The sequence below is a fragment of the Kitasatospora sp. NPDC051164 genome, from assembly GCF_044455625.1.
In the GTDB taxonomy this organism is placed as follows: Bacteria; Actinomycetota; Actinomycetes; order Streptomycetales; family Streptomycetaceae; genus Kitasatospora.
In genome coordinates this window covers 25692-39924 of record NZ_JBITFB010000023.1, presented here as the reverse complement: position 1 = coordinate 39924, position 14233 = coordinate 25692, and the positions used below count along the sequence as shown (strand labels likewise).

Genomic DNA, 14233 nt, shown 5'->3' with positions numbered 1-14233 from the left:
GCGTCCCGAACAGGGAGTTGGATTCAGTCCAGCGCCGGATTGCTGGGGGCGTCGACGAACTCCAGAGCGGCCAGCAGCGGTGGCGGCTGGAGCCCGTCGGCTCGCATCTGCTCCCGGACGGCCTTGAGCCGTGTGCAGTCCTCGTGGGCCATGCGGTCGAGTTCATCCGCCTGCCGGGCCAACTGCTCGTAGCGGGCCGATCCGAGGACCTGGCGTGCTTGGAGGCGGCGGCTGTGGGCTTCGCGGGTGGAGATCAGCGCGGTGCGGACATCGACGTCGTGTTCGCGGAAGACTGCGAGTACAGCTCGTGCCGACCCTGCCGGCGGCGCTTCGCCGAAGTAGTCCTCGCCAGTGACCCATGCCGCTGCCTCCCAGACGGACACGGGCACCTCGGGTAGGAGGTCGACGTTGGTCTGGCTCTCCAACGGGATGAGCAGCGCCACGAGTGGCAGATCGAGGGCGTGGGCGAGAACGAGGGCCTCCTCCACCTTGAGCGAGTCCCGCTGACCCTTCTCGATCTTGGTGATGGTGTTCGCGGCGATCGGTACGCCTCGTGCCGCGCACGCTGCCGAGAGGTCGCCGGTCGTCATACCGCGCTGAACTCGGTGCGTCTTGACTGTTTGGGCGATCCGCGCCGTGAGCGCAGCCGGCCACTGCTCCTTGGATTCTGTCACAAGAGAAGAATACATGAGCCGTCTTCTTCGTCTAGGGCAGATGTGATAGATGTTTCTCGCACAGAGAACATCGCTTGGGAGGGAAGTTGCCGTGAATGCAGTCCGAACTGCCCGGCCGGGAAAGTACTCGCCGGAAGCTCTCGCTGCCCTCCCGCCGGCGATTCCGCTATCGATGGCCAACGAGCTGCTCTCGCTCGGCCGGACGGTCGGATACCGCATGGTCAAGGAGGGCCGCTACCCGGTCACCGTCGTAGAGGTCGGCGGCAGCTACCGCGTGATCACCGCAGACCTCCTCCACTTCCTGCGCCCGCGTACCCCGCGGAACGCGGCGTAGATGCCAGGAGGAGGCGCTTCGGCCGCCGCTCCCTTCCAAGGGGCGGAGCTCGACCGATGCGGCCTGGGCGGCGGTGGCAGGATGGCTGCGTGGCGGATACGAGTAATGAGCCGGCCGAGCTGTTCGACGGCACCGCGCCGTACTACGCGGCCTACCGGCCGGGCTACGACGGGCGGATGTTTACCCATGTCGCCGAGCGCCTCGGCCTCGACGGCACCGGGTGGGCACTGGACCTGGGTACCGGGACTGGAGCGGTAGCCATCCCGCTGGCTCGCATGGTGAACTCGGTGATCGCCGTCGATCCGCAACCGGGCATGCTCGCCGAGGCCCGAGCACTCGCCGCCGCAGACAGCGTGACCAACATCGAATGGCGCCTGGGCGAGGCGGCACAACTGGCCGGCATGGACCTGCCGCCGCTCCGGCTGGTGACCATAGGAGCCGCCTTCCACTGGATGGACCGCGCCGCCGTCGCCCAGGACCTGGATGCCCTCATCGACGACGGAGGCGCGATCGTGCTGGCCTCCGGCGGCACTCCGGGCGACATCGCCCCGCCGCCCTGGTCGGACACGATCAGGGAAGTCCGGGTCCGGTACCTCGGCCCGGAGCGCCGAGCCGGGCGCGGCACCTACGCCCACCCGGCCGAGCGCCACCAGGACGTGCTGGCCCGTTCCCCGTTCTCCCGGATCGAGACCGCGCACTGGGGCCAGACGATCGTCCGAACCGCGGACGAGGTGGCCGGCCTACAGCTCTCCTACAGCTACAGCAGCCCGCGCCAACTCGGCCCGGACGCGAAGGCGTTCGTGAACGACGTCCGCGATGCTCTGCTGGCCTTCGACCCGGCAGGCGCCTTTGAGCAGACGATCCGCACGGAGGCGATCATCGCCCGCCGCCCGTGACGGAGCTTCACGTCTGATCCGGCAGCGCGAACTCCAACAGCGGGTCCGTCACAACCTCGCGCCAGCGTTCGCGGTGGCCGATGGTGCGCAGCCGGAAGTACACGGTCTCGCGGCGCTCGTCGTCGGCGGTGCCGAAATGGCCGCCGATGTTGTGCGCGAGGAGGTAGTGGACGAGGACCAGGCTTCCGGCCGTGCCGGTCACCTGGAGCGGGGTGGGCAGGTCCACGGGCGGGTAGGGCGTGGCGTCGCGCAGTGCGTCCGCGCCGTGGTGGCGCAGCCACGCTGCCGTGCTCAGGTGTGTGCCTGGCCAGACCCAGAGGTTGCCGCGGTCGCGCTGGCGCTGGTCAGTGAGGAGGAGGCCGGCCAGGACGGTGAACGTGCCGGGGCGACCGTCGTCCTCGGTGGGGGTGAGGCCGTCGATGTGAGGGGCACCGGGGTGGTGCAGGTGTGGCGGCAGGGTGAGCGCCAGCTGTGCGACCTCCGGGGCCGGCAAGGTGAGGTCGGAGCGCAGAAACGCGCGGACGGCGTCGCCGATGCCGCTTTCCTCGTAGAGGGCGCGCAGGTCGGCGTGGTCGGCGAGGGTCGGCCACAGGAAGTACGGGCCGGTTCGGCCGAGCTCGGGCGGCTGGGCCGCAACGTGCCGCGCGAGCGCCGAACGCCAGTGGCTCACCTGCTCGGCGGTGAGGACATCGGGCACAACGCAGTAGCCGTCACGGTGAAAGCTGCTGACAGCCAAGGGAGTTGTCGTCTCCATGTGGCCATGGAATCGTTAGCCGGCCCGAGCGGGCAACGGAATTTCCGCTGTCCGCCCGGGGGTCAATGAGACGAGCCCCGCCGGGTCGGGCAGAAGACCTGATGCTGGCATCCGGCTAGCCCTGAGCTCGCCGACTACTTGCCGTTGCGCTTCTTCTTCGGCTGACGCTTGGGCTGGACCCGCTTGCCGACCGGGCGCACCATGGGTGCCTTCGGCTTTTCGACCGTGGCCACGGCGGCCTGCAGGATGGTCACGAGCTTGGCCTTGAGCGCTTGGGCTTGTTCGGGGGTGGTGGCGTCGGTGGGGGTCTCCAGCAGGTGGGTTTTGAGGACGGCCAGCATGTCCCACTCCCAGGGGCCGCGGTCACGGGGGCCAGGGATCAGCCGGACATAGTCCTCGTCGTACAAGGTGGCGAGCAGAGCAAGCGCGTCAGCGTCGCTGACGTCGTTGACCTGCTCGCGCTCCGGCGCGCCGGTGGCCACGCTCTCTGCGCGGCGGACCTCCTTCAACAGGGCCAGCCGCAGGTTCTGCTGCATCGCCACTCGCCCGCCCGCGCCGCCGGCAATCCACGCCGCCGCTGCCGCGGCGATGACGTAATCCACCGGCCCGACTTCATCGCCGCCGGAGAGGTCCAGCGGCTCCCTGCCGGGAGGGAAGGTCGCCAGCTTCTGCAGGGCGGCGTCGCGGAACTCCGCGGGCGCGAACGACTCGATCAGCGGCCGAGCGGCCTCCACCACCGCCTCGTTGAGGAGGGGGCCGTGTTCTTCGATAGCCGTGAAGCCGTTGTTGACGACGCGCAGCGCCTCGGTGACCGCGAACTTGTAGCGCGGCATTGGATACGGCGTGCGCCCCGGATCGTCGTCCCAGGTGCCGATCCGGTCCACCAGCGCGGCGAAGGTGTCCGGCTCCTCGTCGACCAGGGCGATGACGCCGCGCAGCGCCATGCCGCTCATCCGGCCCATCCGCTCAACCAGCGGACGGGGCAGCTGGCTCATTAGATCGTTCACCGAGTTCCCTCCCGTAGCCTTTGGTGGCGCCGTGATGTCCGGCCGAGCTGCTGGGAGCTGACGACCTCGGAGAACGGCGTCCGGCGGGCCAGGTTGGGGCCAACGCCGAAGCCTGACCCTATCGCGCCGTCGGATCGGCGGCCGGGCCGTTCGGCGTGGCAGGCGGGGCGCCGGGCCGGCTGCGTCCGTCCGTGTGGCTAGCGAGCTGGCCGGTGTTGATCTCTGCCGCGTCGTCGAGGTCGTCGAGGTCGACGACGTATGCGGCGGGGGGCACCGCGATCTGCAAGGTCTCGCGGTCCAGCCTCCAGACGGGGCGCTGGATGAAGCCGGCGCGACCCTCGTACGGGCCGGCCGTGACGCGGATGCGCTGACGCTCGGTGAAACCGTCCTCCAGGACTGCGTGGACGGCGGCTGCGGCGCGAGGGACGCACGCCCTGATGATCGGGTCGGGTCGGCCGCTGCGGTGGCTGTCCCGTGCGTCGGGCACGGAATCGGGTCTGCGAGCGGGGCCGTCGTGAGGTCCGGCCGCAGGCGGGTCCTGGGGGCGGTTCAGCCGGTCCCACCGCCGGGCGATGGGGTCGGCTCTCCTCTGGTCGGGCGACCTGAAGCTGAGTCGTGGGATCACGTCGTGGCCGGTGTCCTGGAGCGTTTGCTCCACCAGGTCGATGACGTGCTGGTCGTCCTGGAGGTGGAACAGCACGGTCCACCACGACACTTCGGCAACCGGCTGTCGTTCGCGTAGGTGGAGGGCATAGAGGGTCATCGCGATGACGTCCCGGACCGCGGCAACGTCCGATCCCTCGTGGTGGGGAGCGGCGAGGGTGGTGGCCCGGCGAACGGCCTCGCGCCACTGCAGCATCCTCTGGCGGGCGGCCCACGCGTCAAGGGATGCGGTTGGCGGGTTGGGCTGCACGGCGGTGGTGATGGCGCCCAGGGTGGCCCAGTCGCAGACCGGGTTCGCCATGAGGTCAGCCAACCGGTGCACCTCCGGCGCGCCGACTGGGCTCAGCTCCAGTCGATCCTGGAGGTCGTCGAACTCCCTGTCGGTCAACGCGACGCGGACGACGCTGCGGCGGGCGGAGGTGAGGTGGCTGTCGTTGCGGAACGCGCTTCCGCGCAGGCGATCGGAGTCGAGGAACAGGCTGAGCCCTTCCACGAGGAACGACCAGGCGCGGTCGGTGTTGCCTCCGCCAGCGCGCACGTTGTTGATGACGGTGGGAAGGCGCAGGAACTCGCGCGTTTTTCCCCGTGCGGCGGCGGGGCTGGGGACGAGGACGACTTCGGTGTCCGTCCACGGCTTCCGCGGGTGGTAGACGACCACGCTCAGCAGACCCGGGTGCGCGAGCACGGTCTCCTCGCTGCGAGAACGGTCCTGGTGCCAGAGACGGGCGCGCAGGATCCACCAGGAGATCGGCTCACCGGCACCTTCCTCGCGGCACACCCACTCCACCTGGGCTTCCTCCAGCACCGTGCCGGACGTCAGCTGTTCCACGGACCAGCCGATGAACGCCGCGGAGCGGGCGACGAGAAGTGGCACTTGACGATGCCCAGCAGCTCGTCGGTGTCCTCCGCCGATCCGGCGCAGCGCGGCCTCGACCGCCTCGGCGGTTGTGGGCGCAACGCCGACGCGGTGGGTCTGGGCCCAGGAGGGCGCGTTTTCGGGGGCTGGCGTGCGTCCGGGGGCGGCTGCGAGGGTCAGGCGCGCAGAGTGGTGGAGGGCGTCGACTGGCCGGTCGGGCGTGAGCCGAGCCGGGGAGGAACGGTCGTCGGGTTCGAGAGCGATGATCTCGTCGGCCCAGTCGGCGGCCGAGTCAACCCACCGCTCCTCCTCGGCGCTGAGCGCCTGGCCGTGCTGCGGCCAGCCGAGGAGGACGACTATGCGTCCACCGCCCTGCCATCGCCGAAGGCGCTCCACAGCTTCGTCGTGCCAGGCGGGCGACGGACCGGCGGCGGCCAGTAACACGGAGGCAGCCCACTCGGTAGGCAGCGGCTCGCCCGCGTGGACGACGACGAATCGGTGGTCCCACTCGGGCAGCTTCTCCACGTCGGCGGGGGCGATGTCGGCACTTTCATGGCGGTCGTCGAAGTCGACCCGGAAGACCGTTGGGGCGTCGGTGCAGGTGCGCTGCTCGTCGTCGGTGCCCCAGGTGACTGCGCGGAGACGGCCGGTCTGTCCGGCGTGGACGCCTCCGGTGATCCGGACGTGGGCCTGTAGGCTCAACGCTCCGCTGGCCGGCAGGAGAAGCTGGTCGACTTGGCCGGTCAGCTCGCGTACGGCGTGCTCGAAGACGGTCATCCCGCTCGACCGATACCTGCCGTACACGTCCTCGGTGACCATGTCGGACGGCAGGGTGTCCTCCAGCGGCACTCCGTGCTCGGCGTTCAGCGCGTGCCAGAGCTTCAAGATCGTTCCCTCCACGGGGGGCGGGCCGGTGAACGGGCCGTAGTCCTGGCCGTGCTCGAGTAGCCGTGCCTGCGCAAGATCGGCCAAGCCGGTCTCGACCGGCCTGGTCCCGCTCGCCTCACGTGCTGGACCGGGCAGCAGCCCGGATAGGTCTCGGTGCAGGCGCCGCGGATCGGCGAGGCGGTAGCGGACAGACCGCAAGGAGACCCGGTCCAGGGCGCTGCCGTCCTGAGCCGCGATCAGGTAGTAGATCAGAGCGAGGACATCCCGGACATTGCGATCAAAACACCGGAACTCGCGGGCCTTGGCCCGGGCTTCCTCCCACCCTTGCCCACCGTTGCTGACCATGCGTCGATCCTAGGCGAAGGGCCGCCGAGGACCGACCGAACACTTCGCAGGGCAAGGGGCGGTGCGGCAGATTGCGGTCGGCGTTAGTAATCGACGTCGCCGGTGGCGCCCGCGGTCAGGACGACGTGGACGCTGCCGAGCGCCCCGCGGGCGTCCTCAAGCACCGGCGGCATGCCGGACCACGTCTTCCCGGGCTCCAGGTCGTCCACGGTCAGAAGGGCGGCCGGCCGCAGCGCGGCGGCGCAGTCCGACAGGAACTGCCTGAGACGGCCGCGAGGCGCCTCGGCGTGCTCCAGCGCCTGGAGGTTCTCATGGACCCACTTGAGCTGGTCCTCGTCGGTGCGCTTCTGCTTCGCCAGGGCCTCAAGCTCCTCGGGGCTCCAGTACACCCGGCAGCCGGCCCGCGTCAGCAGGTCGGAGGCCGCGGAACACTCACGGTCGCTGAACTGCCACTCCCGACGATTGAGGGCGCGAGAGGCGTCGACGACGTACGAGTGGACGGCCTGCTGGAGCGGCGTCGGGGGCTTGGCGTCGTGGTCGGCCCGCATCCGCCACAACGGCATCCCGGGACCGGGATCCGATGTGCGGGCCAGGCGCACGAGCTTTCGCAGAACGGCCTCGGGTGAGAGGCCGGGCAGCCGGGGCGTCCAGGAGTGAGCGCACACGCAGGTCAGCCGGGCGGGGCCGCCCCAGACCCCGGAGACGGTCAGGCCGCGATCCGCCATGCACGCAGGGCAGCAGACGTCCAGCTCGGGTGTACCGTCCGGCAGCGGCGGGGTGCGGAGCCAGAACACCCCGCCGAACCGGTTGCCGTAGTCGGCGCGGCGATGGCAGATCTCCAACGTCAGGTTGCCGGCCCCGTCGTGGCCGATGTGGCTCGTGGTGAACTTCCAGGTCACGCCGTCCTACCTTTCGCTCGATCGGGTAACGCCACCGTGTTTCGAGGTTGTTCGCTGTGGCGCGAGGGAAGCTGACGGTAAATCGGAGACTGAGCCGTTGTGGCTTGATAGCCAGGATGGCCGCGGGACCACGCTGCCCGTGCCTATCACACCGGACCTTCGGGGCGGGCCGGGTCGTGAGCGTCGACGGCATCCAGCAGGGCGTGCAAGGGCTGGTCGCCGCCCGCGAGGTGCGATGCTTGCCCGGCGAGGAGGCGGTCCAGCTGCTTGCTGTAGAAGCGGATGGCTGCGGTGATTCCCGCGCGGGTGTACGGGACGGGGGCCTCAGCCAGGCGCTCCGCCCAGGCGTCCCAGACGGTGCCGCCGCGGCGGTGGTGGGTCGTCCCGCTCTGGCGGTCACGCAAGATCATCGCTGCGACGAGTAGGTGACGTGCGAGCTGGAGAGCGAGGTGGGAGCCGATCAGGACGTCACCTCGCGCGGCCTTGACGGCGGCCAGGACCCCGTCGAAGCGGAACGCTTCGACCAGCTCCGCCAGCGGATCCGCCGCCGGGGCAGCCGCACCCGGATCACGGGTGTTGCCGTTGGTGAGGACGGTGACGTCGATGCGGCGCAGGTCGACGAGCACCAGGCGCAGTCCGTAGCCGTTGGCGGTGGCCTCGCGGCTGGCGGTGAAGAGCGGCCCGAGCCGGGACAGCGCCAAGCCGGCGAACTCCTCGGCCACCTGGGCGGGGTGGTGGTCCGTGGTCAGGACTAGGTCGAGGTCGGACCACAGATCCACGTCGCTGCCGTCCGCGCCGGCCGATCCGTGGACCCGCAGGTCGCGGATGCGTGGATCGCGCGCGGCGATCTCCCTGAGCGTCTTCACGGTCCGCTGCTGCCAGCCCGGCTCGGGCAACCCGTGGTGCGGTGTCCCGATCACGGTAGCTGTGCCGAGGGCAGCCGGGGCTGGGCGAGCATGATGGCCGCGAGACTCCCCGCTTCCCGGATCCCGCCGGTGCGGGCCAGCCGAACGGCCTCCGCGGCGGGCGTCCAGCGCATCGTCATCCCTGCTTCTGTGGGCTCCCGGTCGATCCGTCCTTGGGTGAGGTCGGTGGCGAGCAGCAGGTGGGTGGTGGTGCGGGCCGCGCCCGGCAGCGGGTCGAGGCGGCCGAGTACCTCCAGCTGCCCGGCCCGCCACCCGGTCTCCTGCTCGAGCTCGCGCCTGGCCGCGACCAGCACGCCTTCGCCCTTCTCGACGGCGCCGCCGGGAAGGTGAAGGACCGGATGAGTGGGTTGCAGATAGAAGTGGTCCTCCAGCAGAGCGACTTCGCCGGCCGCGTTCAGCGCCACGACCCGTACCGTGTCGGCCACCTCGATGTACTCGTAGAAGCCCTCCTGCCCGTCAGGCCGACGGACGTCGTCGCGGCGTACGGTAAGGAACGGGCCCTGGTGGATCACCCGGCTGCCCAGGGTCGCCCAACCCCTGGGCGCTGGACCGGTAGAGCTGGCGCGGGCGAAGGCATCCAGCGCCAACCAGGCCCTCTCCAAGGCGGGGTGCGTCTCGTCGAAGGCGGTGACGAGTTCGGCGTACAACGGCCACTGCCTCTCACCCTCGCCCACCGCGGCAGGTCCCTGCTGCGCGCGCCAGCGCTCCAGTTCGGCGCCGAGTTCCAGCACGGGGCCAAGGCCGTCGCGGGCCTGAGCGACCACTGCGGCGACGCCGGCGGGAAGCCCGTCTGCGGGGATGGCGGCCAGGGCCCGGCTGATGACGGTCGCGTCGTGCGTGACCTGGCCAGGGGTATCGGCTACTGGCGTCCGGGGTGCCAGCGGCGGGCGGGTGGTCAGCTCCACGCAGGCGTCCCAGGCCCGCTTGCGGGCCTCACTGCTGCTGTCCGTGCTCACGGTCTCCACGGACTCCCTCCGTGTCGGCGGTCGGCTCCAGGTACGTTACCGGTGCCCCGCGAAGCGCGCGGGGCACCGGAGACGTTCACGCTGCGTTGTGGAGCGGCAGTTCGGCCACCGGCTCCCACGACAGCTCCCACGCCGTCTTCCCGTTCGGCCGGGGGTACTGCTTGAACTGGACGTCGAGGAGTTGTACGGCGGTGACGCGGACGGGGGCGTGGCTGGGCGAGATCCGCCGCAGCGCGGTCTGCAGTTCGTCGGAGGACTCGGTGGACCAGGCGTAGCCGAGCGAGATGTGGGGCCGGCCGCCGTCGTGGAGCAGTGAGCCCGGCCCGCGGACCTCACGGATGGCCGCGCGGACGCGTTCCCGCAGATCGAGCAGGCCGTCGTCCGGCGACAGGTCCAGGTACGCCCCGACCCGATTGGCCACCGGGGACCCGGCCGTGATCTCCAACGGATTGGTGCCATCGAGGTGCTTGCGCAGGGCGCCGAGAAGAACGTCGCGCTCGTCGGCCGTGATCTTGTCGGCGGTGGTGTCAGCCACCATCTCCAGCGTGCAGTGCAGCGTGCCGTCGCCGATCGGGGTGATCGGGAAGGGCAGCATCGCCTCGCGGCACTCGCCGACCAGCCGGGCCAAGGGAAGGTTGGCCTGCAGGTCCGGAACCGCGTACACGTGCAGTACTCGGGCGCCGTCCGGCCACGGCGAGCCCTGGAACTTGGGAACGAACTTCTCCACGATCACTTCTCCGTCGCGTAGATGCCGGCGTTGGCGCCGTGCGGTGCGGGCGGTTGCGGCTGGTGGGACTGGCCGAGGCGCAGCTGGTGGACGCGCTCGAACGTGTAGGTGTTTCGGTCGGGGACTTGGCGCTCCCACGCCAGCCACACGCTGGATATGGTGGCGCTGGTGCGGATGCCCGGCCGTATGCGCGGCCGAGGTCGGACGCGAGCCGGTCGGAGCGGGCGGCCAGCTCCGGGGTGTCGGTGTCCTGCATTAACGGTGGAGTCGGGTATTGGAACTCTCGGAATAAGCCTCTGCCGACCATCCTTGGCAGTCTGCCGCTGCTTCCGCCTTGGCGTCCGACGTTCGCTCGAACTCGCCGACATTCGGCGGGTCTACGCGTCGCGAGCGGTGTCACTGGGTCGTGTCCCGCCTGGTGGTGGAATCTCCGTGTGCTGACGTTCTGTCCGAGTGAGTGCGTGGGCCAGAGGCCGCAGAGTGGCCTGCCGTCACCATCCGCACAGGTGGCGGCGCGGAGCAGGCCTCCGTTCGGGTGCCCGCACGGCGGCATCCAGGCTGCTGACCAGGGCCTACTCCGAGATCGCTGGCACACCACTTGGCGGGACGCCATCTGTCACTGATCACGGCGATGGCGCCGCCGGGCGGGCGGCCGTCCGCAGCAACCCCGTTCAGATCAACGAGTCAGCGGGCCTCGCCCCGCCCGATTAAATGCCAGCGATCAAGGCTGAGCAATGCGTATGGTCATGAACCTCCCAATAGGGAAAGGAGGTTCACCCGAGATGGGATTGTTTAAGGACACGCCGCCCAGCGAGCACCCGGAGTACACGCAACTGCGGTTCATGGCGGCTGGATCACCGTCATGGTGGAAGCAGAACCGGCACAAGGTCCTGGCGATCGCAGGTCTCCTCGGCGGCCTCTGGCTTGCCGGACACCACGACACCACCCCCAAGACGTGCACCCCAACCAGCACCTCCACCAGCGCGCGCTGATGCCAGGAGGATACCCGGCTCCACGATCCACACGGACACTGGACCGGGTCTTCGGCCTGTCTCACCGCTTGGGGTGCGGTGGGCCGGGTGTTCATCCCGTCGCCTGTGCGGCGCTGCGGGACGAGCAGGTGCAGGTGCGGGACGACGACTGGTCAGAATCGGGGCCGCTGGCGTTCAGGACGTCGCCCAGAGCAGTGGTCAAAGCCCGGCTGACTGTCCGAACGCCGCGTATCACGGCGGCGAGGAGGTCCGGAGGGGTATCGAGGACACCGACGTGGTGCGCCACGATCGCCTGGTCTGGGCGTCCGCTCCACGGGATGGAACCGATTGCCGGGTACCCTGGCTCGGTGTTGGTGGGATCTGACAAGACGCGCCTGCTTGTACTTCGTGGGAACTGCGCGTCGGGCAAGTCCACGGTGGCAAAGGAGCTGCGAGCCAGATACGGGCGGGGCATCGCCATTGTCGGGCAGGACAACATCCGGTGCGCTATCCTCGATGACCACGATCTCCTCGGTGCCCCCAACATCGGTCTCATTGACGCCGTCGCCCGCTACTCCCTGAATCACGGTTACCACGTGATCATCGAGGGAATCCTGTACGCCGACCACTACGGCCCCATGCTTCGAGACCTGGCCGGCGACCACCGCGGCAGCAGCTCATTCTTCTACCTCGACATCCCCTTTCCCGAGACCGTGCACAGGCACCAGAACCGCAGCGAACGCGCCGAGTTCGGCGAGAAGGAGATGCGCGAGTGGTTCCGACCTAAAGACCTCCTCCCCGACGTGGCCGAGGAGATCATCGACCACACAAGCACACTGGATGCCACTGTGGGACGTCTTCTCGTCGCCGCAGGCCTGGGCAGCCATGCCCGTCGGCCCTGACTTCGAGTCCTCGGACAGGGCGCGCCGGCGGGCCGGGTACTTGGCCTGGCGGCAGCGTTCAGCCTCCCGCTCGCGACGGAGCCCATCGGCTTGGCGCGGGACCGCATCTGGTCGGCGCGCCAGGCCGAGGAACCTGGATGTGGATCAATGGCGCCGCAGTTCACCACGCATGATCCCGGCGATGAAGGCGTCATATTCCGCGTCGTCGAAGAGGTGCGGGGGCTTGTGGGGGTTCTTGGAGTCGCGCAGGGCGACGAAGCCATGGTCGATGAAGGCCACCTCGACGCACGTGGTCCCACCACTGCTGGCGCTCTGCCACTGGGCGTTGGCGAGCTGGCTCTCGACCCAGGCCGGGTCGAGGTCGTTCTTGTTCATGACATTTCCTTGGCGAGCGTGGTGAGGAAGGGCAGTGACGCCTTCGGCGAGAGGGCGTCAGACTTCAGGAGGTCACTGGTCGTACGGTAGATCTCGACCGTCTCCGGCCGGTTGAGGTGCAAGGACGTACGCATCGACTCAATGCACACGATGTCGCGCCCGGCGGGAAAGGACATGAGCATGAACGGGCCGTCCATGCCCGCGTGTGCGCCCGCCGTGTAGGGCAGGACCTGGATGGTGATGTTCGGGTTGGTGCGTGCCAAGTCGGCGAGGTGTGCGACCTGGGCGCGCATGATGCCGCGGTCGCCGACCTCCTGGCGGAGCAGGCCTTCGGTGAGGACGGCCCATATCTTCAGCGCAGGCGTGCGCTCGAGCATGACCTTCTGGTGCTCCTGGCGCACGGCCACGAAGCCGTCGATGTCCTTGGTGGTCTTCCATGCCCGGCTTCCCTCGATGACGGCCCGCGCGTAGTCGGGGGTCTGCAGGAGGCCGTGGACCGCAAGGGGATTGAAGGTGAACAGGCCGCTGGCGGTCTCGATCTGGGAGAGGTAGTCGCCCAGCGGGTCGTCGACGATGCCTTCGTACTGCTGCCACCAGTCGGCTTCGCCGGCCTTGCGCACCAGGTCCCGCAGTTCCTGACGCATGGCCTCGTCGGTGACGCCGAACACCTCGAAGAAGTGGGGTAGCTGTTGAACGGTCACCCCTTGGGTGCCCTTCTCGATTTTGCTGACCGTTGATAGAGCCCGATATCCGAGGCGGGTGGCCGCCTCGTCCTGGGTCCAGCCCAGCCCCTCGCGCAGACGCCTCAACTCGGAGCCCAGGCGTCGGCGACGCGGTGTCGGATCGACCGACATGACCACCTCCTTTATCGTCAGAAAGCGTAGCGCTCAGGCCAGTTCTGGCATACGCCAGATGCCGGACAGGAAAGATTTTCCTGTCCGATGGTATTGCCCAGCGGTGTCGCGGGGGTCCATCATCGGAAGCTCGACATGCGGAGGGTGCTCCGGCACGTACGGAGCGCTACCTCGTTCGCTGTGCTTCACCCTGCCGATCGGAGGGGCCGATGCCTGCCATGGCGGTCCGCTCAATCCCGCAGTACCGGACGGTGCTGCCCGAGGTTCGCCCTGAAGCGATGGGCCCTGTGCGCGAGATCGTCCGCGCTCATCTGCGTCTGTGGCGCAAGAGCGAGCTGAGCGACCTCGCGGTCCTGGGCGTGACCGAGCTGCTGACCAACGTCCTCAAGCACGCCCCGGGAGACTGCGAGCTGCTGATGCGCGAGACGCCGGACGGGGTCTTCGTGGGAGTCACCGACTACGCGGACAGTCTGCCGACGGTGCGGGAGCCGTCGGACGGCCAGACCGGTGGATGGGGGCTTTTCCTGCTGGCCGACGTCGCCGCCGAACTGGACGTGAAGCCCCTGCCGCACGGCAAACAGGTCTGGTTCCGGCTCGATGAGCCGGGTGCCGACAACCCCACAACGAGCGCCTCCGCGAGCTGACCGTCCCTGCCCGAAGCCCAGCTCGGAACACGACCTCGATCACCGCCCCTTCGTCGACCAGGAGCCGCGCAAATGCAGATCGTGACCGCCGTTCGTGCCGACATCCCGTCCTGGCTGGCGCTCGCCGCCGAAGTTGAGGACCTGTTCGGCCCGCTGGTCGACGACCCGGGGTTCCAGGCCGCGCTGGTGCGCAACATCGAACGCGGCACCGCCCTGTGCGTGCGCGCGGCAGAAGGACATGCGGGACCGGCGCTCGCCGGCGGTCTGTTGTTCTCCGCCCGTCACCTGCACTACGAGATCACCTGGCTGGCCGTCGAAGGAAAGTCCAGAGGACGCGGCATCGGGCGGCTCCTGGTGAACTCCGCCCTACGGGCCTTCGCCTCACCCCCGTGCACCGTCGACGTGACCACCTTCGGGCCGGACCACCCCGGCTCCAGCGCCCGCCACTTCTACGAGGAACTCGGCTTCGAGCCGACCGGGCAGCCCATCGAGGGCGGCTCGCGCCAGGTGTACCGGCTGCGACTGCCGCGCACCTGAGTCCAATGCCATAACG

The 14233-nt window shown here is 69.4% G+C and carries 17 protein-coding genes; 6 read left to right on the top strand and 11 right to left on the bottom strand.

All coding sequences use genetic code 11. The features are described 5' to 3' along the window. Positions 1 to 23: 23 nt before the first annotated feature. A complete protein-coding gene (locus ACIBEC_RS30585) occupies positions 24 to 674 on the bottom strand; it encodes a helix-turn-helix transcriptional regulator (RefSeq protein ID WP_360507690.1) in 651 nt (216 codons plus the stop codon). Positions 675 to 846: 172 nt separating this feature from the next. On the opposite strand from ACIBEC_RS30585, the gene ACIBEC_RS30580 reads away from it, so the two are divergent. Continuing rightward, a complete protein-coding gene (locus tag ACIBEC_RS30580) occupies positions 847 to 1008 on the top strand; it encodes a hypothetical protein (RefSeq protein WP_360330531.1) in 162 nt (53 codons plus the stop codon). An 89-nt stretch (positions 1009 to 1097) separates the two neighbouring features. Continuing rightward, entirely contained in the window at positions 1098 to 1904 is an 807-nt protein-coding gene (locus ACIBEC_RS30575) for a class I SAM-dependent methyltransferase (RefSeq protein WP_360507693.1), read from the top strand. Between the two features lie 7 nt (positions 1905 to 1911). Here the strand turns inward: ACIBEC_RS30575 and ACIBEC_RS30570 are convergent, their stop codons facing one another. The 8 genes from ACIBEC_RS30570 to ACIBEC_RS30535 form a co-directional block, all read right to left on the bottom strand. Then, positions 1912 to 2658 carry a phytanoyl-CoA dioxygenase family protein gene (locus tag ACIBEC_RS30570; protein ID WP_396289354.1) on the bottom strand — a complete coding sequence of 249 codons (747 nt, stop codon included), beginning with the start codon at positions 2656 to 2658 and terminating at the stop codon, positions 1912 to 1914. 134 nt (positions 2659 to 2792) lie between these two features. Next, on the bottom strand, positions 2793 to 3665 hold the full coding sequence (locus ACIBEC_RS30565) for a hypothetical protein (protein WP_360507699.1): 873 nt from the start codon (positions 3663 to 3665) through the stop codon (positions 2793 to 2795). 118 nt (positions 3666 to 3783) lie between these two features. Further along, positions 3784 to 6417 (bottom strand): hypothetical protein, encoded by a 2634-nt coding sequence (locus ACIBEC_RS30560; RefSeq protein ID WP_360507702.1) that lies wholly within the window; start codon positions 6415 to 6417, stop codon positions 3784 to 3786. An 83-nt stretch (positions 6418 to 6500) separates the two neighbouring features. Further along, the gene (locus tag ACIBEC_RS30555) at positions 6501 to 7316 is read right to left on the bottom strand and encodes a hypothetical protein (RefSeq protein ID WP_360507705.1); all 816 of its coding nucleotides are present in this window, start codon (positions 7314 to 7316) and stop codon (positions 6501 to 6503) included. A gap of 146 nt (positions 7317 to 7462) precedes the next feature. Beyond that, the gene (locus ACIBEC_RS30550; RefSeq protein ID WP_360507708.1) at positions 7463 to 8182 is read right to left on the bottom strand and encodes a hypothetical protein; all 720 of its coding nucleotides are present in this window, start codon (positions 8180 to 8182) and stop codon (positions 7463 to 7465) included. 50 nt (positions 8183 to 8232) lie between these two features. Then, complete coding sequence (locus ACIBEC_RS30545) at positions 8233 to 9207, bottom strand: NUDIX hydrolase (protein WP_360507711.1); 975 nt, start codon at positions 9205 to 9207, stop codon at positions 8233 to 8235. A 76-nt stretch (positions 9208 to 9283) separates the two neighbouring features. Beyond that, a complete protein-coding gene (locus ACIBEC_RS30540; protein WP_360507714.1) occupies positions 9284 to 9934 on the bottom strand; it encodes a 2'-5' RNA ligase family protein in 651 nt (216 codons plus the stop codon). A gap of 2 nt (positions 9935 to 9936) precedes the next feature. After that, on the bottom strand, positions 9937 to 10083 hold the full coding sequence (locus ACIBEC_RS30535) for a hypothetical protein (protein WP_360507716.1): 147 nt from the start codon (positions 10081 to 10083) through the stop codon (positions 9937 to 9939). Positions 10084 to 10716: 633 nt separating this feature from the next. On the opposite strand from ACIBEC_RS30535, the gene ACIBEC_RS30530 reads away from it, so the two are divergent. Together ACIBEC_RS30530 and ACIBEC_RS30525 are read left to right on the top strand one after the other, a co-directional pair. Then, on the top strand, positions 10717 to 10926 hold the full coding sequence (locus ACIBEC_RS30530; RefSeq protein ID WP_360507718.1) for a hypothetical protein: 210 nt from the start codon (positions 10717 to 10719) through the stop codon (positions 10924 to 10926). Between the two features lie 134 nt (positions 10927 to 11060). Beyond that, entirely contained in the window at positions 11061 to 11807 is a 747-nt protein-coding gene (locus tag ACIBEC_RS30525) for a kinase (RefSeq protein ID WP_360507721.1), read from the top strand. 144 nt (positions 11808 to 11951) lie between these two features. Here the strand turns inward: ACIBEC_RS30525 and ACIBEC_RS30520 are convergent, their stop codons facing one another. Together ACIBEC_RS30520 and ACIBEC_RS30515 are read right to left on the bottom strand one after the other, a co-directional pair. Further along, positions 11952 to 12182 carry a DUF397 domain-containing protein gene (locus ACIBEC_RS30520; RefSeq protein WP_360507724.1) on the bottom strand — a complete coding sequence of 77 codons (231 nt, stop codon included), beginning with the start codon at positions 12180 to 12182 and terminating at the stop codon, positions 11952 to 11954. Continuing rightward, entirely contained in the window at positions 12179 to 13036 is an 858-nt protein-coding gene (locus ACIBEC_RS30515; RefSeq protein WP_360507727.1) for a helix-turn-helix transcriptional regulator, read from the bottom strand. Before ACIBEC_RS30515 ends, ACIBEC_RS30520 begins: the two co-directional genes overlap by 4 nt. A 218-nt stretch (positions 13037 to 13254) precedes the next feature. Here ACIBEC_RS30515 and ACIBEC_RS30510 point away from each other — a divergent pair, with 218 nt between their 5' ends. Both ACIBEC_RS30510 and ACIBEC_RS30505 read left to right on the top strand, forming a co-directional pair. Then, positions 13255 to 13680, top strand: a complete 426-nt coding sequence (locus tag ACIBEC_RS30510; protein WP_360507730.1) for an ATP-binding protein — start codon at positions 13255 to 13257, stop codon at positions 13678 to 13680. A gap of 72 nt (positions 13681 to 13752) precedes the next feature. Further along, entirely contained in the window at positions 13753 to 14217 is a 465-nt protein-coding gene (locus ACIBEC_RS30505) for a GNAT family N-acetyltransferase (RefSeq protein WP_360507733.1), read from the top strand. Positions 14218 to 14233: the final 16 nt, after the last annotated feature.

Coding starts and splice junctions, on each gene's coding strand:
- ACIBEC_RS30580 (WP_360330531.1), top strand. CDS start 847: ATGGCCAACGAGCTGCTCTCGCTCGGCCGGACGGTCGGATACCGCATG.
- ACIBEC_RS30515 (WP_360507727.1), bottom strand. CDS start 13,036: ATGTCGGTCGATCCGACACCGCGTCGCCGACGCCTGGGCTCCGAGTTG.
- ACIBEC_RS30510 (WP_360507730.1), top strand. CDS start 13,255: ATGGCGGTCCGCTCAATCCCGCAGTACCGGACGGTGCTGCCCGAGGTT.
- ACIBEC_RS30560 (WP_360507702.1), bottom strand. CDS start 6,417: ATGGTCAGCAACGGTGGGCAAGGGTGGGAGGAAGCCCGGGCCAAGGCC.
- ACIBEC_RS30520 (WP_360507724.1), bottom strand. CDS start 12,182: ATGAACAAGAACGACCTCGACCCGGCCTGGGTCGAGAGCCAGCTCGCC.
- ACIBEC_RS30505 (WP_360507733.1), top strand. CDS start 13,753: ATGCAGATCGTGACCGCCGTTCGTGCCGACATCCCGTCCTGGCTGGCG.
- ACIBEC_RS30570 (WP_396289354.1), bottom strand. CDS start 2,658: ATGGAGACGACAACTCCCTTGGCTGTCAGCAGCTTTCACCGTGACGGC.
- ACIBEC_RS30530 (WP_360507718.1), top strand. CDS start 10,717: ATGGGATTGTTTAAGGACACGCCGCCCAGCGAGCACCCGGAGTACACG.